General features: G+C 60.2%; 23 protein-coding genes and 1 pseudogene. 11 read left to right on the top strand and 13 right to left on the bottom strand.

Features of this window, described 5'->3' with window-relative positions; all coding sequences use genetic code 11:
- Positions 1–271: 271 nt before the first annotated feature.
- Positions 272–715, top strand: a complete 444-nt coding sequence (locus tag ISN39_RS04770) for a MarR family transcriptional regulator (RefSeq protein WP_194729339.1) — start codon at positions 272–274, stop codon at positions 713–715.
- A 77-nt stretch (positions 716–792) separates the two neighbouring features.
- Here ISN39_RS04770 and rplI read toward each other — a convergent pair whose 3' ends face one another.
- From rplI to rpsF, 4 genes are all read right to left on the bottom strand, one after another.
- Positions 793–1,371 (bottom strand): 50S ribosomal protein L9, encoded by a 579-nt coding sequence (gene rplI / locus ISN39_RS04775; protein WP_039844450.1) that lies wholly within the window; start codon positions 1,369–1,371, stop codon positions 793–795.
- A 21-nt stretch (positions 1,372–1,392) separates the two neighbouring features.
- Positions 1,393–2,376 carry a DUF2232 domain-containing protein gene (locus ISN39_RS04780; protein WP_194729340.1) on the bottom strand — a complete coding sequence of 328 codons (984 nt, stop codon included), beginning with the start codon at positions 2,374–2,376 and terminating at the stop codon, positions 1,393–1,395.
- 153 nt (positions 2,377–2,529) lie between these two features.
- Entirely contained in the window at positions 2,530–2,778 is a 249-nt protein-coding gene (gene rpsR / locus ISN39_RS04785) for a 30S ribosomal protein S18 (protein ID WP_004680498.1), read from the bottom strand.
- A 13-nt stretch (positions 2,779–2,791) separates the two neighbouring features.
- Positions 2,792–3,253 carry a 30S ribosomal protein S6 gene (gene rpsF, locus ISN39_RS04790; protein ID WP_039844451.1) on the bottom strand — a complete coding sequence of 154 codons (462 nt, stop codon included), beginning with the start codon at positions 3,251–3,253 and terminating at the stop codon, positions 2,792–2,794.
- Between the two features lie 293 nt (positions 3,254–3,546).
- Here rpsF and ISN39_RS37835 point away from each other — a divergent pair.
- Positions 3,547–3,833: pseudogene (locus ISN39_RS37835) on the top strand (plasmid stabilization protein).
- Between the two features lie 61 nt (positions 3,834–3,894).
- On the opposite strand, the gene ISN39_RS04795 reads toward ISN39_RS37835, so the two are convergent.
- Positions 3,895–4,938 carry an aldo/keto reductase gene (locus tag ISN39_RS04795; RefSeq protein ID WP_194729341.1) on the bottom strand — a complete coding sequence of 348 codons (1,044 nt, stop codon included), beginning with the start codon at positions 4,936–4,938 and terminating at the stop codon, positions 3,895–3,897.
- 200 nt (positions 4,939–5,138) lie between these two features.
- Here ISN39_RS04795 and fabD point away from each other — a divergent pair, with 200 nt between their 5' ends.
- The 7 genes from fabD to gmk all read left to right on the top strand — a co-directional run bounded on the left by fabD (position 5,139) and on the right by gmk (position 11,631).
- Positions 5,139–6,083 carry an ACP S-malonyltransferase gene (gene fabD, locus ISN39_RS04800; protein ID WP_194729342.1) on the top strand — a complete coding sequence of 315 codons (945 nt, stop codon included), beginning with the start codon at positions 5,139–5,141 and terminating at the stop codon, positions 6,081–6,083.
- 30 nt (positions 6,084–6,113) lie between these two features.
- A complete protein-coding gene (gene fabG / locus ISN39_RS04805; RefSeq protein ID WP_039844455.1) occupies positions 6,114–6,851 on the top strand; it encodes a 3-oxoacyl-[acyl-carrier-protein] reductase in 738 nt (245 codons plus the stop codon).
- 286 nt (positions 6,852–7,137) lie between these two features.
- Positions 7,138–7,374 carry an acyl carrier protein gene (locus ISN39_RS04810; protein WP_022714691.1) on the top strand — a complete coding sequence of 79 codons (237 nt, stop codon included), beginning with the start codon at positions 7,138–7,140 and terminating at the stop codon, positions 7,372–7,374.
- An 88-nt stretch (positions 7,375–7,462) separates the two neighbouring features.
- Entirely contained in the window at positions 7,463–8,725 is a 1,263-nt protein-coding gene (gene fabF, locus ISN39_RS04815; RefSeq protein ID WP_039844456.1) for a beta-ketoacyl-ACP synthase II, read from the top strand.
- Between the two features lie 117 nt (positions 8,726–8,842).
- Positions 8,843–10,063 carry an endolytic transglycosylase MltG gene (gene mltG, locus ISN39_RS04820; protein ID WP_194729343.1) on the top strand — a complete coding sequence of 407 codons (1,221 nt, stop codon included), beginning with the start codon at positions 8,843–8,845 and terminating at the stop codon, positions 10,061–10,063.
- A 14-nt stretch (positions 10,064–10,077) separates the two neighbouring features.
- On the top strand, positions 10,078–10,965 hold the full coding sequence (locus ISN39_RS04825) for a YicC/YloC family endoribonuclease (RefSeq protein ID WP_194729344.1): 888 nt from the start codon (positions 10,078–10,080) through the stop codon (positions 10,963–10,965).
- A gap of 3 nt (positions 10,966–10,968) precedes the next feature.
- Entirely contained in the window at positions 10,969–11,631 is a 663-nt protein-coding gene (gmk, locus tag ISN39_RS04830; protein WP_022714695.1) for a guanylate kinase, read from the top strand.
- Here the strand turns inward: gmk and rsmA are convergent.
- From rsmA to ISN39_RS04865, 7 genes are all read right to left on the bottom strand, one after another.
- A complete protein-coding gene (gene rsmA / locus ISN39_RS04835; protein ID WP_194729345.1) occupies positions 11,628–12,455 on the bottom strand; it encodes a 16S rRNA (adenine(1518)-N(6)/adenine(1519)-N(6))-dimethyltransferase RsmA in 828 nt (275 codons plus the stop codon). The genes gmk and rsmA overlap by 4 nt on opposite strands.
- On the bottom strand, positions 12,455–13,477 hold the full coding sequence (gene pdxA / locus ISN39_RS04840; protein ID WP_194729346.1) for a 4-hydroxythreonine-4-phosphate dehydrogenase PdxA: 1,023 nt from the start codon (positions 13,475–13,477) through the stop codon (positions 12,455–12,457). The genes rsmA and pdxA overlap by 1 nt, the downstream gene beginning before the upstream one ends.
- 5 nt (positions 13,478–13,482) lie before the next feature.
- The gene (locus tag ISN39_RS04845; protein ID WP_194729347.1) at positions 13,483–14,433 is read right to left on the bottom strand and encodes a SurA N-terminal domain-containing protein; all 951 of its coding nucleotides are present in this window, start codon (positions 14,431–14,433) and stop codon (positions 13,483–13,485) included.
- A 175-nt stretch (positions 14,434–14,608) separates the two neighbouring features.
- Complete coding sequence (locus ISN39_RS04850) at positions 14,609–16,975, bottom strand: LPS-assembly protein LptD (protein WP_194729348.1); 2,367 nt, start codon at positions 16,973–16,975, stop codon at positions 14,609–14,611.
- A complete protein-coding gene (gene lptG, locus ISN39_RS04855; RefSeq protein ID WP_092583163.1) occupies positions 16,975–18,063 on the bottom strand; it encodes an LPS export ABC transporter permease LptG in 1,089 nt (362 codons plus the stop codon). Before lptG ends, ISN39_RS04850 begins: the two co-directional genes overlap by 1 nt.
- Positions 18,060–19,238: an LptF/LptG family permease gene (locus ISN39_RS04860; protein WP_074070217.1), complete on the bottom strand. Its 1,179-nt coding sequence runs from the start codon at positions 19,236–19,238 to the stop codon at positions 18,060–18,062. Before ISN39_RS04860 ends, lptG begins: the two co-directional genes overlap by 4 nt.
- A 106-nt stretch (positions 19,239–19,344) precedes the next feature.
- On the bottom strand, positions 19,345–20,040 hold the full coding sequence (locus ISN39_RS04865) for a phosphatase PAP2 family protein (RefSeq protein WP_194730106.1): 696 nt from the start codon (positions 20,038–20,040) through the stop codon (positions 19,345–19,347).
- Positions 20,041–20,277: 237 nt separating this feature from the next.
- Between ISN39_RS04865 and ISN39_RS04870 the strand changes: the two genes are divergently transcribed.
- Both ISN39_RS04870 and ISN39_RS04875 read left to right on the top strand, forming a co-directional pair.
- The gene (locus ISN39_RS04870) at positions 20,278–21,768 is read left to right on the top strand and encodes a leucyl aminopeptidase (protein ID WP_194729349.1); all 1,491 of its coding nucleotides are present in this window, start codon (positions 20,278–20,280) and stop codon (positions 21,766–21,768) included.
- 7 nt (positions 21,769–21,775) lie between these two features.
- Complete coding sequence (locus ISN39_RS04875; RefSeq protein ID WP_194729350.1) at positions 21,776–22,225, top strand: DNA polymerase III subunit chi; 450 nt, start codon at positions 21,776–21,778, stop codon at positions 22,223–22,225.
- A 9-nt stretch (positions 22,226–22,234) separates the two neighbouring features.
- Here ISN39_RS04875 and ISN39_RS04880 read toward each other — a convergent pair whose 3' ends face one another.
- Positions 22,235–22,786, bottom strand: a complete 552-nt coding sequence (locus ISN39_RS04880) for a GrpB family protein (RefSeq protein WP_074067253.1) — start codon at positions 22,784–22,786, stop codon at positions 22,235–22,237.
- Between the last annotated feature and the right edge of the window lie 53 nt (positions 22,787–22,839).

A 22,839-nucleotide genomic window follows, 5' to 3' on the forward strand; every position in this document is an offset into this window, starting at 1 on the left:
AAGGCAAATGCAAGTGCAGCTCAGCAACAGCCTTGGGCCTGTCGTGAAATCTGTAACGCTTTGCACATTGTTCGACTTCTCCACAGCGCTGATGGCCGCCACGGAGAAAATATTGCCGATGTCACCTTGAGGACACGGCATGAAGACCGCGACTCATTCCAACCGATAAAATTTTAGCCTGAATGCCTTGAGCGTGGCACTTGAAAAGACGTCTGAACTCAATTAGACAGAGGAAATATAATTAGTGCGCTAACTAAATAATGGGGAATCTATGGGGAATATGCTTCTCAGGCGGCAACTCATTGAGGACATCGCTGCGTTTACCCGAAAATTGAGAGCGACGTTCGATTCCCTGGTGCGTGAGAGAAACATGACACTGCCGCGCGCGCGAGTCTTTTTTACGCTCAACAAGAAGGACGGCATCAATCAGCGAGAACTGGCCGAACGGCTGGAACTCGAAACGCCGACGCTGGTCCGGATCCTGGACGCAATGGAGGCGCAAGGCTTCCTGGAACGCCGTGTCGCTGGTTCCGATCGCCGCGCCAAGGAGATCTACATGACGGATGCGGGAAGGGTCGTCGCCGGCGAGGTCGAGGATCTTGCCGCAGACGTGCGCGCCCGGGTCGTCGCCGGCATTTCCGAAAGTGACTTGAGGACGACGCTGAGCGTCATCCGCGCCATGCAGGCAAACCTGCTGGCAGTTCGGGGGCAATGAGAACCGCGGCCAACTGACAAACGCAAGAAGCCCGGCCTGGAGCCGGGCTTCTGCTTTGTGAAGTAAGCGTGCGAAGCTTATGCTTCGTCTTCGGCGTTGCCGTCGGCATCCGGATCGAAGAAGTCTTCCGCACGAAGGGCGTCTTCATCAACGCCGTAGATCGCGTCGACGGAGGTGAGCGTCTCGCCCTTTGCCTGGCGCTCGGCTTCGTCGGCGGAGCGGGCAACGTTGAGATTGACGTGGATTTCGACTTCGGCGTGAAGCTGCAGTTCGACCTTGTGGATACCGATCGCCTTGATCGGCGTGTTCAGGTGAACCTGGTTGCGGCCGATGTTGAAGCCTTCGGCGGCCAGTATTTCAACGACGTCGCGGGCAGCAACCGAGCCGTAGAGCTGGCCGGTTTCGCCGGCAGAGCGAACGACGATGAAGGACTTGCCGTTAAGGACGTCGGCGACCTTCTGGGCTTCCGACTTGCGCTCGAGGTTGCGGGCTTCGAGCGTTGCGCGTTCGGATTCGAAACGGGCCTTGTTGGCGGCGTTGGCGCGCAGTGCCTTGCCGAGCGGCAGGAGGTAGTTGCGTGCAAAGCCGTCACGAACCTTGACGGTTTCGCCCATCTGGCCGAGCTTGGAGATGCGTTCGAGAAGAATGACTTCCATCTTCGTTTTCCTTTCGTGTCTCTAGGTTTTCTTATCTGTGGATTGAGGGGCATCGGCATTCTTGTTCGGGGTCAGGGCAATCGCCTTGCGCGTATCGGACAGACCGACGACAAGAATGAAAAAAGCTGGCAGCATCAGAACGAGCGATGCCAGGTAGCAGAGGACGAGCGCCGGCAGGCGCCAGTCCTTGCCGCGCGTGCGGAAATGCAGCGCGGCGAAGCCGGAAAGCAGGAAGCCGGCGCCAAAGGTGCCGACGACAGTTGCTCCGATCATCGCCGGAACGCCGCCGAAGAAGGTGGCGGCAAGACCAGCGAGGAAGACGAAGATCGCGTTGCGGTTCATGCGCAGCGCGGACGGAATGTCCTCGCGCGGGCGGAGCGCGCGGCCGGACGCATTCACGATGCGTGCCGCGATATAGTAGGCCGCAAACAGCATCAGCACCCACATCGCGCCCTGAATGGCGGGCAGCATCAGGAGCAGCAGCGACTTGGTCTGCGCAGTGGCCGTGTCATTGAATGTGAAATCCGGCTGTTGTTGCGCAAAGGAACCGAAAAGTGCATCGACCATCTGGCCGATAAGTTCCGGGCCATAGCCGATCATGTAGCCGGTCACGATGACGGCGAGCGTCACCAGGCCGCAGAGATGCAGCAGGATGTCGGAGAGCGGATACCAGGCCGTCAGGTGTTCCGGGCCGCCGAGCTCGGCGGCGGGGCGGGCAAGGTTTGCCAGGTGGCTGATCCAGCCGGCGGGAATCAGCGTCACCAGCGTCATCATCAGCGCGAAAGCCGGAGAGGCGGCGACAGCGCCGAAGGCGGCAGCGGTGACGACGGCAGAGATTGCCGCGGCATTGCCCCAGCCAAGACCCACGAGAAGGATGGGCAGGGCGGAAGCGGCGTAGAGCAGGGCGCTGAACGACAACTGGACGCTCGCGCCGAGCGCCAGGAGCGCGGCGGTCAATCCGGCGAGCGCGCCGGTCAGCAGCCTCTTGAAGTTCATTTTGGTCACGTCGCTGTCCTGCTTCATCAAGCAGTTAGAGGATGTCTCCTGAATCAAATTCAGAAAAACCCGCCTCAACATGGGTTTTCAGGGTTCCGATCCGCGCCCACCGCGGAAGGGATGCGACCCTCTGGTTTGGGACCAGAGGGCCGCGATAGCAAATTAGGCCACGACGTACGGCAGCAGGCCGAGGAAGCGGGCGCGCTTGATCGCCTGGGCGAGTTCGCGCTGCTTCTTCTGCGAAACAGCCGTGATGCGGGACGGAACGATCTTGCCGCGCTCGGAAATGTAACGCTGCAGAAGACGGACGTCCTTGTAGTCGATCCGCGGAGCATTCGCACCCGAGAACGGGCAGGTCTTGCGGCGGCGATGGAACGGGCGGCGGACCGGAGCGGAGGAAGCTTCAGACATATCTCAAATCTCCTTATACGCGGTCTTCGCGCGGACGGCGCGGACGGTCTTCACGGTCGCCGAAGCCACCTTCGCGCGGCGGGCGCGGGCCACGGTCGAAACCGCCTTCGCGCGGGCCACGGGCGCCGTCACGCGGGCCACGGTCGTCGCGGTCGCGCTTCTGCATCATGGCAGACGGGCCTTCTTCGTGCTTTTCGACAGCGAGCGTCATGTAACGCAGAACATCTTCGCTGATGCGCATCTGGCGTTCCATTTCTTGGACGGCAGCTGGCGGTGCATCGATGTCCATCAGGGCGTAGTGAGCCTTGCGGTTCTTCTTGATGCGGTAGGTGAGGGACTTAAGACCCCAGTTTTCGATGCGCCCGACTTTGCCGCCGTTAGCTTCGATCACGCCCTTGTACTGTTCTACGAGGGCATCGACCTGCTGAGCGGAAATATCCTGCCGGGCAAGGAATACATGTTCATAAAGAGCCATGACAGCTTTGCCTTTCTTGCGTTGGTTCAACCCGATATTCGGCGGCTAAGCCTCAACGACTGCTCCTGATTGGGCTGAACCCAGGCAAGAAAAGCGTTTCCGAGACGGTCGAGAGCGGAGACACGGGAGGCTGGAACGCTTCCGTTCCGAACGATTTCCAAAGAAACCGGCCCTCCGTTCAGCCACCAGCCAGAAGACCGGGTTTGCGAACAGGGGCGCTTATACGGATTTTTCGGCGAAAGGCAAGCGTTCGGATACAATTAAGCAGGGCCATCTTGCCGTTTACAGTCATCTTGAGGGCAAATTCTGCATATGCCAGAAAGGAGTTATCCGCGGCCGAACCTCGGCTTTTCGCTCGCCGCGCCAAGCCCATAATCTTGTCCACAGGCTTGCGCACCGTGAAAACCGTTCTATCGCCGATATAGTCGTGAGCGCTCTCGAATTCGATGAGATCCGACAGGCGAGCCGGGAACCCGGCCCGGCTTTCTATAAGCGCTTGGCCGAAAGGCATGCGACAGACACCGACCTGAAAGCGGTCATCAAGGAAGGGCGCAGTCCTCACAAGGGTATAGACCTTTAATTCTCCGCAGCGCTGGAAACAGATGTTCCGGGCTTGGTTTATCCGAAGTCCGTAGCGCTCGTCACAGCGGCATCGGATACTGCCGGTGGACCTTTTCGATCTCGGAGAGGACGTCGCTCGAGAGTTTCACCTCGACGGCGCTCAGATCGACCTTCAGCTGCTCCATCGTCGTTGCGCCGATGATGACGGAGGTCATGAAGCGGCGGGTGAGGCAGAAGGCAAGCGCCATGGCTGCCGGATCAAGCCCGTGCCTCGCTGCAATCTCGACACAGGCCCTGGTGGGCGCTTCCTGCAGCGGCTGCAACCGGCCGCCGAGATCGCCGTTGATCGTAGCGCGCGATCCTTCTGGCCTGACGCCATCGAGATATTTTCCGGTGAGCAGGCCAGCCGCAAGCGGTGAATAGGCGAGCAGGCCGACATCCTCGTGATGCGACAGTTCCGCCATGTCCAGGTCGAAGTGGCGGTAGAGCAGGCTGTATTCGTTCTGGATGCTGGCGACACGTGGAAGGCCCTTGTGCTCGGAGAGCGTCAGGTATTTCTGCGTGCCCCATGCAGTTTCATTGGACAGGCCGACGGCGCGCACCTTGCCTTCCTTCACGAGCATATCCATCGTCTCGAGGATATCGGTGATGTTGGCGACCGCCTTTGCCCGATCCTGCTTGAAGGGGTCGTAATGCCAGTTCTGCCGGAAGTGGAAATGCCCACGGCTCGGCCAATGGATTTGGTAGAGATCGATGTAATCGGTCTGTAGCCGCTTGAGGCTCGCTTCGACGGCAAGCTTGATATTCTTGGCGTCGGCACCTTCGCCGCCCCGGATATAGGAGCGTCCAGGCCCCGCGACCTTTGTCGCCAGCACGATGTCGTTGCGCTTGCCGGTCGTTGCGAACCAGCTGCCGATATAATCCTCGGTGCGCCCCTGTGTTTCCGCTGAAAGGGGAGTTGTCGGGTAAAGCTCGGCGGTATCGAAGAAGTTGACGCCTTTCTCGACGGCGTAATCCATCTGCTCGTGCGCTTCGGTTTCGGTGTTCTGCGTGCCCCACGTCATGGTGCCGAGGCAGATTTGCGAAACGGAAATATCGGTGCGGCCTAATCTATTAAACTTCATTGGAACCTTGAAAACGGATGAGCGGAGGTAGCCGGGGAGGGCGGCGCAAATTTAGGCACGAATTGCGCAAGCGCAAGGAAAAAATCGCGGCTTTTCGCGCCTGCAACGGCTCTGGAGACCCTGGCAGCGCTATTGACTCTGCCCGCAAGAACGTCAATTGGAGGCGAAATAGTCCAAATTGACATAATAAGGGACATTAGATGACCGTCGCTTTCACATTTCCCGGCCAGGGAAGCCAGGCCGTGGGCATGGGCAAGGAACTCGCGGAAAATTTTTCCGAGGCCCGTTCCGTCTTCGAAGAGGTTGACGATGCGCTCGGCGAAAAGCTTTCAACAATCATGTTCGAAGGGCCGGACGATACGCTGACGCTGACGGCCAATGCCCAGCCGGCGCTGATGGCGGTATCGCTTGCGGTGGTCCGTGTCCTTCAGGCGAAGGGTCTCGACCCCAAGTCGAAGGTGTCCTATGTTGCCGGTCATTCGCTCGGCGAATATTCCGCACTCTGTGCCGCCGGCACCTTCTCACTCGCCGAAACCGCGCGTCTACTGCGTATTCGTGGCAACGCCATGCAGGCTGCCGTTCCTGTCGGCGTTGGTGCCATGGCGGCGATCATCGGGCTCGAACATGCCGATGTCGTGGCCGTTTGCGAAGCTGCTTCGGTCGCTGGTGCCTGCCAGATCGCCAACGATAACGGCGGCGGCCAGATCGTCATCTCCGGCGAAAAGGCCGCGGTCGAAAAGGGCGCGGCACTGGCAACCGAGAAGGGCGCCAAGCGTGCGATCCTTCTACCGGTTTCCGCTCCCTTCCACTCCTCACTGATGGCGCCGGCTGCCGAGGCGATGCGCGAAGCGCTCGCGGGCGTCTCAAAGGCCAACCCGGTCGTGCCACTGATCGCCAACGTTCGCGCCGCGCCAGTGACAGACGCCGATGAGATTGCCAGGCTCCTCGTCGAGCAGGTCACCGGCCAGGTCCGCTGGCGCGAAACGGTGGAATGGTTTGCCGCAAACAATGTCACGACGCTTTATGAACTCGGCTCCGGCAAGGTGCTGACCGGCCTTGCGCGCCGCATCGACAAGACGGTGAACGGCATTGCCGTCAATACGCCCGCCGATATCGACGCGGCCGTCGCCGCCCTCATGGCCTGATTGGTTTCACCAGATATAAGGAACGCATCCATGCTCGATCTTTCCGGCCGCAAGGCGCTCGTAACCGGTGCATCCGGCGGCATCGGCGAGGAAATCGCCCGCATTCTCCACAAACAGGGCGCCGTCGTCGGCCTTCACGGCACGCGCGTCGAAAAGCTCGAAGCGCTGGCAAACGAGCTTGGCGACCGCGTCAAGATATTCCCGGCGAACCTCTCCGACCGTGACGAGGTCAAGGCACTCGGCGTCAAGGCCGAAGCCGAGCTCGAGGGCGTCGATATTCTGGTGAACAACGCAGGCATCACCAAGGACGGCCTCTTCGTCCGGATGAGCGACGAGGACTGGGATAACGTCATCGAGGTCAACCTGACAGCGATGTTCCGCCTGACGCGCGAGCTGACGCATCCGATGATGCGCCGTCGCTACGGCCGCATCATCAACATCACCTCGGTGGTCGGTGTCACCGGCAACCCGGGTCAGGCGAACTACTGCGCCTCCAAGGCCGGCATGATCGGCTTCACCAAGTCGCTCGCCCAGGAGATCGCGACCCGCAACGTGACCGTCAATTGCGTCGCGCCGGGCTTCATCGAATCCGCCATGACCGGCAAGCTGAACGACAAGCAGAAGGAAGCGATCATGGGCGCAATCCCGATGAAGCGCATGGGCACGGGTGGCGAAGTGGCGTCCGCCGTTGCCTATCTCGCCTCCTCCGAAGCCGCCTATATGACGGGTCAGACGCTGCACGTAAATGGCGGCATGGCCATGATCTGAAACAGAAACTGGCCCTGTTTGCGTTTTTCGGCGGAATAGCGTGTTGAGCAATGGAACAGGGTTGATTTTCAGGCTTTGCGGCAGACATAAACCGTGTTAAGCGGGCCATGACTGTCACAGTCGTTCCGGGAAACAAGGCGGACCAGCGGGCGTTTTGCCAGCGGGGAACATCTTAGAGAGCCGGGCTAACGAGTTTGCTGAAAGTGCCGAGAGGGCGCCGAAGGCTGAACCAGGGTAGGGATGTCGGAAGGCATTCTCATCAGGATATAAGGTCGAGGAAACCGACATGAGCGATATCGCAGAACGCGTAAAGAAAATTGTTATTGATCATCTTGGCGTCGATGCCGAGAAGGTTGTCGAGAGCGCCAGCTTTATCGACGATCTGGGCGCTGACTCGCTCGACACGGTCGAATTGGTCATGGCCTTCGAAGAAGAATTCGGCGTAGAAATTCCGGACGACGCAGCAGACTCGATCCTCACGGTCGGCGACGCAGTAAAGTTCATTGAAAAGGCCCAGGCTTAATCCTGTGTGATTTTCAAAGGGCGGGCCATGAGTCCGCCCTTTTTGTTTGTGCATTGCTTTAGCGAAAGAACAGGCGGGGAAGCTGTCGATGAGACGGGTCGTCATCACCGGTACCGGTATGGTATCACCCTTGGGATGCGGAACTGAAGTGACGTGGTCGCGGTTGCTCGCCGGCCGCAGCGGCGCCCGCCTTGTCACCGAATTCGAGGTGGATGATCTCCCTGCCAAGATTGCCTGCCGCATTCCGGTTGGTGATGGCACAGAGGGCACATTCAACCAGGATGACTGGATGGAGCCGAAGGAACAGCGCAAGGTCGATCCCTTCATCATCTACGGCATGGCCGCTGCCGACATGGCGCTGAATGACGCCGGCTGGCATCCTGAGAACGACGAGGACCAGATCGCGACCGGCGTGCTGATCGGCTCCGGCATCGGCGGCATCGAGGGTATCGTCGAGGCGGGCTATACGCTCCGCGATAAGGGCCCGCGCCGCATCTCGCCCTTCTTCATTCCCGGCCGCCTGATCAACCTCGTATCCGGCCAGGTCTCGATCCGCCACAAGCTTAGGGGGCCGAACCACTCGGTCGTCACCGCCTGCTCGACTGGCGCGCACGCCATCGGCGATGCTGCCCGTATGATCGCGCTCGGCGATGCCGATGTCATGGTCGCGGGCGGTACGGAATCGCCGGTCAGCCGCATCTCGCTTGCGGGCTTTGCTGCCTGCAAGGCGCTTTCCACGCAGCACAACGACGATCCTGAGAAAGCATCGCGTCCCTACGATCGCGACCGCGACGGCTTCGTCATGGGCGAAGGCGCCGGTATCATCGTTCTCGAAGAGCTGGAACACGCCAAGGCGCGTGGCGCGAAGATCTACGCCGAAATCGTCGGCTACGGCCTCTCGGGCGACGCCTACCACATCACCGCGCCGGCGGAAGACGGTGACGGCGCGCAGCGCTGCATGGCCATGGCGCTGAAGCGCGCCGGTCTGACGGCTGCAGATGTCGATTATATCAACGCGCATGGCACGTCGACCATGGCCGATACGATCGAGCTTGGCGCCGTCGAGCGTCTGGTCGGCAATGCGGCATCGAAGATTTCGATGTCTTCGACCAAGTCGGCGACCGGCCATCTGCTGGGCGCAGCCGGTGCCATCGAGGCGATTTTCGCGACGCTTGCGATCCGCGACAATGTCGCTCCGCCGACGCTCAATCTCGATAATCCCGAGCGCGAAACGGCGATCGATCTTGTCCCGCACAAGGCTCGTCAGCGAGAAATCAATGTTGCACTCTCGAATTCCTTCGGATTCGGCGGTACGAATGCATCGCTGGTGCTGCGCCGCTATACTGCCTGAAGGCGGTTTTTGACAGGACGGGAGGACGGGCCAGTACCTTTCGGGAGGGTGGCCTACCTGTTTTTTGCCGTATTGCTTCTTAAAACAGCGGACAGGGCCAAGTTTAGAGGATTGCCGGTGAGCGATACGAATCAGAGCAACGACGCGGCGGGCCACAACGGCCATCCGGCGCAGAACGGGCCGATCATTCCGAAGTCGCCCAATGAAGCGCTGCGCCCGGAACGCGTTCCGGAGCCGCCGAAGCGCTCGAAGAAGGCGCGCAGCCAGGTCGTCATCTTCCTGAACTTCCTGATGACGATGGTCGTGCTTGCCTGCGCCGCCGGCATCTTCGCCTTCTACTACGCGATCTCCAGTTACCAGGACCCCGGTCCGCTGGAGACGAACACCAATTTCATCGTGCGCAGCGGCGCGGGCCTTTCGGAAATCGCCACCAATCTCGAGCGCAACAACATCGTCTCCGACGCCCGCATCTTCCGCTATCTCACGGCGACGTACCTGAACGAGGGCGAGAGCCTGAAGGCCGGCGAATACGAGATCAAGGCGAAGGCTTCCATGAACGACATCATGGAACTGCTGAAGTCCGGTAAATCGATCCTCTATTCGATCTCCTTCCCGGAGGGCCTGACGGTGCGCCAGATGTTCAACCGCATGAGCGGGGATACCGTCCTCGAAGGCGAGCTGCCGACGGCGCTGCCGCCCGAAGGCAGCCTGCGTCCCGATACCTACAAGTTCTCCCGCGGCACGAAACGCTCCGAGATCATCGACCAGATGGCTGCAGAGCAGAAAAAGCTCGTCGACCAGATCTGGGAGAAACGCGATCCTTCGGTCTCGCTGAAATCCAAGGAAGAGTTCGTGGTACTTGCTTCGATCGTCGAGAAGGAGACTGGCATTCCCGACGAGCGCGCGCATGTCGCATCCGTTTTCCTCAACCGGCTCGCCAAAGGCATGCGGCTTCAGTCCGATCCGACGATCATCTACGGCCTCTTCGGTGGTGACGGCAAGCCTGCCGACCGGCCGATCTACCTGTCGGACCTGAAGAAGGAAACGCCTTACAACACTTACGTGATCAAGGGCCTGCCGCCGACGCCAATCGCAAATCCCGGCCGTGATGCCCTGGAAGCGGCGGCCAATCCCTGGAAGACGGCGGACCTCTATTTCGTTGCCGACGGCACCGGCGGCCACGTTTTTGCGGCGACGCTCGAAGAGCACAATGCCAACGTCAAGCGCTGGCGCAAGCTCGAAGCTGACAAGGGCGCCGATCCGAATATCGTGGTTGACGGCCAGCCGGAGGCCCAGGCCGAGCCGGCGGCTCAGCAGAAGAAAAAGAAGACGAACTGATTTCGGAGGCTCGGATGGCTTTGCAGTCCATGACCGGTTTTGCGCGGCGCGAGGGAACGAGCGGCCGCTGGCGCTGGGCTTGGGAACTGCGGTCGGTCAACGGCAAGGGGCTCGACCTACGCCTTCGCCTGCCGCCGGGCCTCGAGCGCATGGAAACAGACGTTCGCCGCATTACGGGTGAACAGTTCAGCCGCGGCAACATGCAGGCCAACCTTTCGGTTTCGGCAGCCGAAAACCGCTTCGAAACGGTTCTCAATCAGGACGCTCTGGCCAATGTGCTTGCAATGCGTGACCAGCTTGCAGGCGTCATCGATCCGGCGCCTCTGACCCTCGAAACGCTGCTTTCGATCCGCGGACTCGTCGAATTTCGCGAGACGGAGGACAGCGAAGAAGAAATCGCCGCCCGCGATGCGGACGTCACCAGGGGCCTGCTGGCTGCACTTGATGACCTCAAGCTCATGCGGGAACAGGAGGGGGCTGCACTGTCTCGCGTGCTGCTCAATCATGTTTCGACGATCGAGGACTTGACGCACGCGATCGAACGCGACCCGTCGCGCACGCCGCAGGAGATTTGCGCGCGCATCAAGGCGCAGGTTGCCTTGCTGATGGACGGAGCGGGCGCGCTCGACCGCGACAGGCTGCATGCGGAGGCCGCTCTGCTTGCGACGAAGGCCGATTTGCGCGAAGAAATCGACCGGCTGAAGGCGCATGTCGCGGCCGCACGGGATCTGTTGGGCCGCGGCGGCCCGGTCGGCCGCAAGCTCGATTTCCTTGCACAGGAATTTAACCGCGAATCGAATACCATCTGTTCGAAGTCGAATGCCTCGGCGGTCACTGCCGCCGGCATCGAACTGAAAGTCGTCATCGACCAGTTCCGCGAACAGGTCCAGAATCTGGAGTAGGACATGAAACCGGCGAAAGCCTCGCCCGTTCCGATCGCTCGCCGCGGTCTGATGCTCGTCATCTCGTCGCCCTCGGGCGCGGGAAAGTCGACGATTGCGCGGACGCTGCTTGCGCAGGATAGCCAGATCGGCCTCTCAGTCAGCGTGACGACCCGCCAGCGGCGCCCGAGTGAGGTCGAGGGCATTCACTACCACTTCAAGAGCATCCGCGAATTCGAGCGACTGCGCGATTCCGATGCGCTGTTGGAATGGGCTGAAGTGCACGGCAATTTCTACGGCACGCCGCGCGAACCGGTGGAAGCAGCGATGGCCGAAGGCCGCGACATGCTTTTCGACATCGATTGGCAGGGCGCCCAGCAGCTGCAGGAGAAGATGTCGGCAGATGTCGTATCCATCTTCGTGCTGCCGCCGACGATGACCGAGTTGCAATCACGGCTTCACCGCCGTGCGGAAGATTCGGAAGAGGTCATCGCCCAGCGGCTTGCCAATTCGCGCGCCGAAATCGCCCATTGGCGGGAATATGACTATGTCATCGTCAACGACGATCTCGATACTGCCTTCGACGCCGTGCAGTCGATCGTGAAGGCCGAGCGCCTGCGCCGCGACCGGCGGCACGGCATCTACGATTTCGTCACCAAACTGCTGGAAGAGACGCCGGTCCTTTAAAGCGAATTCGCGAGCAGGCAGAATTCCTCGACGGATAGCGTTTCGGCGCGGCGCTGCGAGTCTATACCCACCTTGTTGAGCAGATTCTCGCCGCCGAGCGGCTTGAGGCTCTGGCGAAGCATCTTGCGCCGCTGACCGAAGGCCGCATGTGTTACTCTTTCAAGATTGGCGACGGCGCAGGGGATGGGGTTTGCCTTCGGCGTCAGATGCACCACCGTCGACGTCACCTTCGGAGGCGGCGTGAAGGCTTGCGGCGATACGTCGAAAGCCATGCGGGCTTCGGCGCGCCAGCCGCAGAGTACGCCGAGGCGGCCATAGTGGTCGTCATCCTGTTCGGCGACGATGCGCTCGCCGACTTCTTTCTGGAACATCAGCGTCAAGGATTCCCAAAATGGCGGCCACTCTTTTGGCAGCAGCCAATTTACCAGCAGTTGCGTGCCGACATTGTACGGAAGATTGGCGATGATCTTGACGGGTCCCCCAGGCGCCAGCGCCTCGAAATCGGTCTTCAGCGCATCGCCGCCCATGACCTCGAGCCTGCCAGGATAATGAGCGGATATTTCCGCCAGTGCTGGCAGGCAGCGCGGATCACGCTCGACGGCAATCACCTTCTTCGCACCCAGCGCCAGGATGGCGCGCGTCAGCCCGCCGGGTCCAGGTCCCACTTCGAAGACGGTGCAGCCTTCCAGCGATCCTGCCGTGCGGGCGACTTTCTGCGTCAGGTTGAGGTCGAGAAGGAAGTTTTGCCCGAGCGCCTTGCGCGCATCAAGGCCGTGACGCTGGATCACGTCGCGAAGCGGCGGCAGACCATCGAGCGCAGCCATCAGCGGTGTTCCGCGGGACGACTGAGATGGGCTGCAAGCTTGAGGGCGGCAATCAGGCTCTTTTCGCGCGCGATGCCCTTGCCGGCAATGCCAAAAGCTGTGCCATGATCCGGCGATGTCCGCACGAAAGGCAGGCCGAGCGTCACATTGACGGAATCGTCGAAGCCGAGCGCCTTGACCGGGATCAGGGCCTGATCGTGATACATGCAGACCGCGACATCATACCGGGCGCGAGCCTCGTCGTGGAACATGGTATCGGCGGGCAGGGGGCCGATCGCGTCGATGCCCTCGGAGCGCAGAAGCTGTATGGCGGGATGAATGATGTCTTCGTCCTCGCACCCCATCGTTCCGTTTTCGCCGGCATGCGGATTGAGACCGGCGACGGCAAGGCGCGGCCTTTCGATGCCGAAGCGGTGCCTGAGATCGGAATGCGCGATACGGCAGGTCTCTGCGATCAATTCACCGCTCAAAGCCTGCGGCACGTCCTTGATTGGGATGTGAATGGTAACCGGTATCGCCCGCAACTTCGGTCCGGCAAGCATCATCACCGGCCTGACCGGATTGCCGGTCGCGCGGCTCGCGAGATCAGCAAGGAATTCGGTGTGGCCGGGAAACTTGAAGCCGGCCTCGTAAAGAACAGCTTTGGCGATGGGATTGGTGACGACGCCCTCTGCCTCGCCCTTGACGACCAGCGATACGGCCGTTTCGATCGCGGCGATCGTACCCGTTGCAGTCGCGACATGCGGCTCGCCGGCAGCCACCTCGACGCCCGCAGGAACAGGCAGGACGGGGAGAGCATCGGCAAAGACATCCGCGGCCGTTGCGGCGTTCGCTTCGGCTATCGCGACGGAAAGATCGAGCTGGCGTGCTCTTACCGCCAGCACGTCAGGATCGCCGATCAGAAAGAAGGGCGGCAGGCCGAGCTCATGCCGCCTCAGCCAGGCCATCAAGGTTATGTCCGGGCCGATGCCGGCCGGATCGCCTTGCGTCAGCGCAAGCGGGCGCGAAAACGGGGTAGCCACGGCGGTCAGCGATAGATGATCTGCGCCTTCTTGCGCAGCTCTTCGAGATATTTGGTAGCGTTTTCGTTTTCCGGGGCGCTCTTGCCAGCCTTGGCCTTGTCCAGATCCTCCTGGCGGAACACGATCTCAGCGGCGGTGTCGTCGGATACCTCGCGCTGGCTGCAGATTGCAAGATATTCCACGCCCTTTTCTGTCACGCGGGTTGCCGTAGTATTGCCCTTGGCCTGCTCGATCAACGGCTTCCACTCGACCGGAAGCTCCGGTGCCAGCACGCGGCCGAGTTCGCGGACCGATACGTCACGCATCGTTGCTGCAAAGACCTTTGCCTGTTCGCAGCCTGGATATTTCGAACGGGAGGCTTCGGCCTCGCTCTTGCGTTTGCCCGTAATGCCTTTCTTCGATTGCGGCACCACGAAGATGATCTGCTGAAGCATATATTCGGTCGTGACGGGCTTCTGCTTATTGTTTTCCATCATGCGGCTGACAAGGTCGCTGCTCGACATGCGGGCGCTCGACCCGTAGCGCGCATTGACGACGCGCGGCCAGCTCATTTGCACGGCAATATACTGCTTGAAGTGATCGGCCCCGACCCCGGCCTGAGTGAGAATTTGCGTAAGCTGCTCGGTGGAAAGCTTGTTTCCGGACGCAAAACGCACAAAGGACGCATCGACTTCATCCTTGGAGACGGACATGCGCACACGCGAGATTTCCTGACGTTTCAGGGTCTCGTCAACGAGCGATTCTTCCGCCGTCTTCGCATCGGCCTTCTGGTGCTGGAGACGAAGAAATGCCTGGCGCCTTGCGACATCGCCCGTGGTCAGTGCCACCCCGTTGACGACGGCCTTGACTTCGCTGGCTGCAAATGCGGAACCGCTTTGTGGCTGAGCAAGCGCCGCGAGCACACAGAACGCAGCGCCGGCAAACAGAGTCGTGACAGTCTTTCTCGCGCCAATCATGTGTCGATCCTTCCCATAGACGCTGCGGCAGCACGTGCGCGTGAACACAGCTTTACCGAGGTCGAAGCCGCCTCCAAGCGACATTCCTATGCCTCATAACCCGATTGACGGCAATGTCCTGCATAGTGTTGCGGCGAAAGAAAGGCTCGCTTTCTTTCGCCGTCCAATATCGCAATCAATTATTGTAGATATTCTTTTCGATATCGTCAGAATATCCGACGTTGACATCGCCGAGCGTGCGGAACGTAAGTCTGGCGCCAATGCTCCAGTCGCTTGCCGACTCGTCGCTTGTATCGCGTTTTGAAGTATAGGCGATCGTGAAGATCGTGCATTCGTCTTCATAGGAGAGGCCGAGCGTCTTCCTGCTGATGACGTCGTTGTTGAGATCCCACGCAATGCCGCCGAAGACGGACCAGTAGTCCCTGAACTTGACCGTTGCCTTGGTCTGGATTTCATCACCGCCTTCGGCGGACCCGTAATCCGGCTGAGGCGAAATGTGGGTGTAAAGAAGCTGGCTCTGGAATGTATCGGTCTGGAACCCGGCCGTCAGATCGCCACGGCGAAAAGAGAGATCCTTCTCGTCCAGACGGTACGAGGCGGCGAGGGAAAGGCCCTGCGGCGTCTCGATGCCGCCCAGCCCGACATAGTCGGAACGGTCGGTCTCAAGACCCGAATTCGCCCCCGCATTCACGAGATCGTCCGTGGCGAACGAGTTCTGGCCGGCAAGATGATAGGACTGGCCGAAAATGCCGTGAAGTTTGTAGCCGTTGTCGAAGGTGCCGGTGTACTGGAAGCCGATATTGGCACGCGTGCCGCCCTCGATGCGATCGTAACCCGAGAACTTGTCGCGCTCGAAGAGCGACGTCGCGTCGAAGACGAAGCTCTGCGCGTCCTCGTTGGGCAGGGCGCCCGCCAGAGACTCATCGGGACGGGCGTAGATTTGGGCGATCGGCTCGAAGACATGCGTGCTGTTGGCCGTCGTCATCAGAATCGGATAGCGCGCTTCCAGGCCGGCGGTGATCATCCCGCGCGTTGCGCCATCACCGTTTTCGAAGTCGCCGTCGTATACGGACGTCCCGCTGATGGAGTTGGGATCGTCCACATTCAGCGCCAGTGCATCGCCGCGCGCGGCGAGCAGAGGCGTGATGAGTACGCCCTGCGGCGTCACGAAAGTTCGCTTCCACTCGAGTTCCCCGGTCAGACGCGATGTCTGCCCCTTCAATGAGAAGCGATCATCACCTACGGGGTTGTCGAAGAAACTGTCATGCGTGCGCGAAATATTCGTGAAGTTGACGTCGAGCGACAATTCGCCGCCGGCCAGCGGCTGCGGAGCCACGGCATGATAGTCTATCACGGGATAGACGATCGCCTGCTGCTTTTCTTCCTCGCTATGCGGGTCGGAGTCCTGAACGTCGAAGTAGAACGATCTGATGTCGAAGTAATTCCGCTTCCCGAGGCCGGTCAGGTAGACTTGGTTGACATGGGTTGTCTCGTTGAACCCTCTGAGTTCGTAGGTACGCGAGAAGTTATTATCGCTCTGCACCATGACATCCCAGCCGAATGCCCAGCGGGGATTGATCTTGAACTCCGCCTTGGATCCGATCATTCCGCGGTCATCGGCCTCCTGGTCGCTTGTTCCCTCGGTGAAGCTCTCCGGGCGCATCTGGTTGATGCCCGCTACGCGCAGGGTATGCGTGCCGTTCTCGAAACGCTGCCGGAACTCCGCGTCGAGCAGGAAGCCCTGATTCGTGTAGCCGGTGCCGCTGACCGTCAGGTCCATGCTGGGCGAGAAGACATAGTAGTAGGGAACGGTAACGCCGAATCCGAGGTTTTCCGATGTACTGAAACTCGGAAACAGAAAGCCGGACTTCCTCTTGACCGTCTGGTCCGGGACCTCGATCCAGGGGAGGAAGGCGATCGGATGGCCGAGCAATTCGAAGCGTGCCTTCTCCAGCCGGATGGTATGTTTTTCGCCATTCTGAATGACGCGCTCGGCCTTGACTTGCCAGAAAGGCGGTCGTTCCGGCCGTTCGGCGCAGGGAAGGCATGCGGTGTAGACGCCCTTGTTGAGGATCATCAGATTGTCGTTGACGCGCTCACCGCTTTCGGCCGCGATGCGCGTGTTGTCCGTGGTCTCGATACGCAACGCATTGACGAAGCCTTCGGCGAAGTCGTCGGTCACATCGAGCTTGTCGGAATACATGCGGTTGCCGTCGGGGCTGATCAGCTCGATATTGCCGACCGCCATCATGCGGCCCGTCTTCTGGTTGTATTCCACGCGCTGGGCCACCATTCTGTAGCCCGCATAGTTGATCTGGACGCCCCCGACTGCGGAGACGATCTGCTGGTCCCTGTTGTAGACGAGCTCGTTGGCCGAAAGCATCATTTTCGCTTCGGGATCGATCTTCGGCTGCAGCCTCTGCAACGTCGAATTCTCCTGCGCGAACACAGCAGGAATGCTTCCAGAATAGCCAAGCAGAGTCGCCCCTGCGAGCAGGGCAACCAACTGTTTACTAAAAGTCTTGCGGTCGCCTGCCGCCACTAGCCGTCCTCCTGATGAAGCAGAATCGTTGCGCCCAGAGCCAGCGCGACGACTACCGGAATCCACGCCGCCACGAAAGGCGGTACGACTCCGCTGCTTCCAAATGCTTTTACAAGCACGTTGACGACATAAAGCACGAAGCCCGAAAGGATTCCACCCAGAATCACCGACCTCGACTGGTTGAACCGGCTAAATTTTAAAGACACTGTTGCAGCAATGAGAGTCATCGCGACAAGCAGCAGTGGTTGAGACAGCAATGAGTGAAATTGCGTCTCCAGCGCCTTCGTCGGAACACCGAAGGATTTTGCAATTGCTATTCGATTGGAAAGGTCAAAAAAAGCAATGGTTTCAGGCGATGTCAGGCGCTCCTGGACGAAGTCTTGTTTCAAATTGGTGCGAAGCTGGACCGTATCCTTGCGGACCGCGATTTCGCCCGGCCGGCGCTCGGTAACGTTCTTAAGGAGCCAGTAACCATCTTCCAATTTTGCGGAAGCTGCATCCTGGCGCAGAATCACGCGGCCGTCCGAATCGAAGTGGATCAAAACGGCATCGATCAGCAGCGTTCCGTTCTCCTGAATCGTACGAGCGCCGATGATGACGTCGTCCTTCCCGCTGATCTGGCGCAGCCAGGGAACCTGCGGCTTACTGCTTGTGGCCTTCTCCTGGCCGCGCCAATCGGTCTCCACCAGTGCCGCCTGACGCTGGCCCCAGGCCGCGAGCGGATTGATGACTGCCATCGTCAGGATGCCGAGCAGGAAGGCACCGGCGATGAAGGGCGACATGAACTGCCATACCGAGATGCCGGCTGCGCGCGCCACCACGAGTTCATACTTGCGGTTCAACCCGATCAACACCGTCATTCCGACAAAGAGCGCAATGAACGGAACGGTCTGCTGGATGATGAGCGGCAGTCGGACGGCCGTCATCAACAGGCCACCGGCTACGGTATAGCCCGGAAGCCCGGACATTCGGCCTGCCGTCTCGCTGAAATCGATCAGAAAGACAATCGAGATGATTCCAAGGAAGAACCAGATCGTTATCGCAAGATAGCGGCGGAAGAAGTAGCGTCCCAAGGTGCCGAAGATCATGCGCTGCCTCCGGGCGTCTTTCCGAGCGCAGAAGGCAGTCGCCGCTCGATTCTGTGCCAGATGCCGGCGGCACGTTCGCCCACGGCGGCCGGAATCGAAAGGCGCTTATGCATATTGAGGAAGCCGCTCGCCGCGACGCCGGCCACGACCGGAATCGCATACAGCACGCCGATGTAAAACGGATTGGTGTCGATCTGGTTCGCGGCGTAGAACGACGCCCAGCGCAGCGCAAAGGAAAAGGTCAAAGCCGTGACCATCGGGTGCAGGCGCGCCTCGCGATGCGAACGCGCGTCACCGGCGATCGCCAGCGAAATCAGCGCCAAAACGAAAGGCAGAACCCAGTCCGTCAGCCGTCTGTGAAGTTCGGCGCGGTATGATTGCGGCCTGGAGATGTAATCCTTGTCGGCCGGATCCGGATTGAGCAGGAAGCCCAGGTCGCGGTCGCTGGCGCGGAGCGTCGCCTGTCCGCGGTTCTGCGTCAGATCGGAGAGATCGAAAGAATAGGAGTCGAATTTGATAATCGAGACGTTGCCGTCGCGGGCTTTGCGCTGAACCTCGCCGTCGCGCATGATGAGCGATGTTCCCGTATCGTCGACGGCGCCCTCGCGCGCATAATAGATCATGTCGAAGGCAGGATCGCGCTCGTCGACGACGAACAGGCCCCTCAGCACGCGGCCGGCCAGCCGTTCCGAAATCTGCACATAGAGACCCTCATCGATCCTGCGGAAGTTCTTTTCTTCTATGACGGTGGACAGAAGATCGGCATAGGCCGCCGCAATCATCTGTCGCGCACCGGTCTTTGCCTTCGGCTCGACGACGTTGTCGACGAAGAAGGAGAACGCGCTAATGACAGCCGCAAGCAGCAGGATCGGCCGGACGATGATGTTCCGCTTGGCGCCGGCCGCATCGATAACGGTCAGCTCCGAATCGTTGTTCATCGTTGTCAGCGTCTGGGTGACGCCGATCACAAGGGCGAAGGGCAAGACGACAGGAATAATCGACGGCAGAATCAGCGTCGCAAGCTTGGCGAACGAGCCGATCGACTGACCGCTATCGGTGACCAGGTTGATGCGCTGCAGGACCTGGGTCGTCCATATGATCGCGAGCACCGGCAGCAGCGCTACGAGAAACATCTGGCCGACGCGCCGCAATATGTAGATTTCAAGTAGTTTCATGCCTGCCCTTGAAACGCACCTGCGAAGCGGAAGCATCGCAGCAGGAACCATCTAAGCTCTTTGCTGCGCTTTTGCGACAAGCAGGTGTCAAAATTTCATGCAAAATTCAGAATTTTTTGGCCCGTGTGATGAATTCGGTACCCGCATAGACACCGGCAAAAACGACAATCGCCAATAGCCAGCCGAGTACGATATCGGAAAGGAAGTGCGCGCCGAAGGAAAGCCGCATCAGCGGCGTGAGGATAGAGATCGCCAAAATCGGCAGGAATAGTCCGGTTCGTGCCGGCTGCGGTATCAGCATGACGAGACAGAGCAGCCAGCCGGCGCTTGCCGCTTCTCCGGAGACAAACGAGCAGTTCGAAATGCACTTTCCGGCAATCGATCCCGCCTGCACGAAATCGAGGGTACCGCCGAAATTGAGGGTCTCGATCGGCCGCGGGCGGCCCCAATGCTCCTTGAGGATGACGTTCGCGATAAGGCCGGGTCCGAGCAGCAGCGATGCCAGAGCGATCTTGAGATTTCGGGCCCGAAGCGCGTTGAACGTTGCACCGTGAGGCCAGTAGCACGCGATCAGCATGGCGAGTTGAACAGCCGCCACAACATACGGCAGCCGGAAGAAGATCGTTCTGAGCGTGTCCAGAAAGGCTGTCTGACGGGAGGGGAAACGTCCGCAAACCTGTGCCGCTGCGTCCGAGGTTTTGCAGGTATCGACGAGAAAGAAATGCCACGACGCTACGATGTCGACATGCGGGAAGGTATGGAATATCAGAAGCAGCGCCCACCACAGACAGAAGAGGCCGATGAAAGTACCTGCCGCGCTGGGCGGGAAGCGAACTTGGGAGCCGGATAATTTGTCTGCAAGACTAGCGGTCACGTCAGGGCATTCTTCTCGTGGTTTTCGGCGCCGTTTCAAGCACAGTTGCTTTTTGACTCGGTATCGCGGATTTGTCCATGGCCTCCCGATCAAGCCTTGTTTTCGGCGCTGAAACCCGAAATTATCGCCGCCGGTTGGATTCTGCAGAATCCGAATGGAGAAAACATGGCAGCCAAATTCGATATCTCATTTTCAAAGTCGGCCAAGATCAGCGGCGGACTGACCATACTGTTGAAGGCAAGCGACGCCGATTTGGCTGCGGGAGCTGAAATCGCCGACCCGGCCGGTGTCATCGCCAGGGCCGCGAAAATTGCCAAATTCTCGGCAAAACCGGTGAGTACGCTTGATCTTGTCGCCCCCGAAGGCTCGCCGGCCGAACGCGTCATCGTGGTTGGTCTCGGCAAAGCCGAAGAACTGACGGCGCATGACTGGCTGAAGGCTGGCGGTACGGCTGCCTCGAAGATCAAGGGAGCCGAGAAGGCGACGGTCTTCATCGACGCGCCAGGCGTTGGCGTCGATGCCAGGGCCGGGGCCGATTTCGCGCTCGGCATGCTGCTGCGGGGCTACAGCTTCGACACCTACAAGACGAAGAAGACCGATGACGAGGACAAGGCGAGCGGCAAGGCCAAGGTTACTATCATTACCGCCGATGCGGCAGGCGCAAGGAAGGCCTTTGCCGATGCCGAAACTGTCGCCGATGGCGTCAATCTGGCGCGCGATCTCGTGAACGAACCGCCGAACGTCCTTGGCCCCGTCGAGTTCGCCGCGAAGGTAAGGGAACTGGAAAAGCTCGGTGTCGAGGTCGAAATCCTGACGGAGCGCGAGATGAAGCGCCTCGGCATGGGCGCGCTGCTCGGCGTCGCCCAGGGTTCCGTCCGTCCGCCGCGCCTTGCCATCATGCAGTGGAAGGGCGGAAAGGCCAAGGAGCGTCCCGTCGCCTTCATTGGCAAGGGCGTCGTCTTCGATACAGGCGGCATCTCGATCAAGCCGGCAGCGGGCATGGAAGACATGAAGGGCGATATGGGCGGTGCGGCGGCCGTTACCGGCCTCATGCATGTTCTTGCGGCGCGCAAGGCGGCCGTCAACGCGGTCGGCATCATCGGCCTTGTCGAGAACATGCCGGACGGCAATGCCCAACGCCCGGGTGATATCGTCACCTCGATGTCCGGCCAGACGATCGAGGTTATCAACACCGATGCCGAGGGCCGTCTCGTGCTCTGCGATGCGCTTTGGTACTGCAACGACCGCTTCAAGCCGCAGTGCATGGTCAACCTTGCGACGCTGACAGGCGCTGTCGTCGTGGCGCTCGGCAGCGTCTATGCCGGCCTGTTTTCGAACGACGACGCGCTTGCCGACCAGTTGACGGAGGCCGGCTTCTCCACAAGCGAGAAGGTCTGGCGCATGCCGCTCGGCAAGGAATACGACAAGATGATCGACAGCAAGTTCGCCGACATGAAAAACACCGGCGGCCGCTATGCAGGTTCGATCACGGCGGCGCATTTCCTCAAGCGCTTCGTGCAGGACACCCGCTGGGCGCACCTCGATATCGCGGGCACCGCGATGGGTTCGCCGCTTGATGAGATCAACCAGTCCTGGGGCTCCGGCTTCGGCGTCCGCCTGCTGGATCGTCTGGTGCGCGACCACTACGAAGCCTGATCGCGCAATGACGGAAGTCCTGTTCTATCATCTGACCGAATCCAAGCTGGAGGACGCGCTGCCGCCGCTCGTCGACAAGAGCGTGGGGCGCGGCTGGCGTGTCGCGATCCAAGTGAAGGAAACGGCTCGAAGGGATGCGCTCGACGCGCATCTGTGGACTTTCCGCGAAGACAGCTTTTTGCCGCACGGTACGGACGAGGCTGAATTCGCCGAAGACCAGCCCGTCCTGTTGACGGCATCGGCCGGAAACGCCAACGCTGCGACCGTGCGTTTCGTCGTCGACGGCGCCGAACCGCCGTCGGTGGACACCTATGAGCGCATCGTCTTCATGTTCGACGGATACGACCAGGAGCAGCTCGAAGCCGCTCGGGCCCAGTGGAAGAGGCTGAAGGGCGAGGGGCACAGCCTCACCTATTGGCAGCAGACGCCGGAGGGACGCTGGGAGAAGAAGGCCTGACCGCCAAGGTCAGGCAAGACCGCTGTCCGTCACGACCTTGTCGATGAAAGCCTTCTTCGACGCGGTATAAGCGGCGCGATTTTGGGCATATTTCCGCGCAAGATCGATCTTCAGCTCTTCATAGGCTTGGACGAGAATGGGATCGCTCCGAAGCCTATCGCGGAAAAGAATGTTCCGCTTCCAATTGTGACCCTGATACTCGACGATATGGGCGAGGTGCGTGCGCGTCTCGCCCTTGATGCCGCGGCCGAAGATGTAGTCGTCGGGCACGATATCGGCTCCAGCATAATCGTAGCCGATCTGTTCCATCGGGCCGATAAAGGTCGCCCCGTCTTCGAAACGTCTGACGCCGATCAGAATGTCGATTATTGGTTTTGCTTTGATCGCCGGGATGGCGGTGCTGCCAAAATGCTGGATGTCGAGCGCCAGAGATCCGAGCGCACCTCGGATTCTAGCCTCTTCCAGCGCATAGGCTTCCCGCCATCTCGCGTCGGGAGCGGCGAGCGTGACGGTCAGATGCCGCACACCCAACCCAAAAGATTCGTCTTGCTCCTGATGCATGGTATTGGTCGTCCTTGGCGAGGGTCGATCTTGCCACTCTAACATTCAACGGT

The sequence above is a fragment of the Rhizobium sp. 007 genome, assembly GCF_015353075.1.
Taxonomy (GTDB): Bacteria; Pseudomonadota; Alphaproteobacteria; order Rhizobiales; family Rhizobiaceae; genus Rhizobium.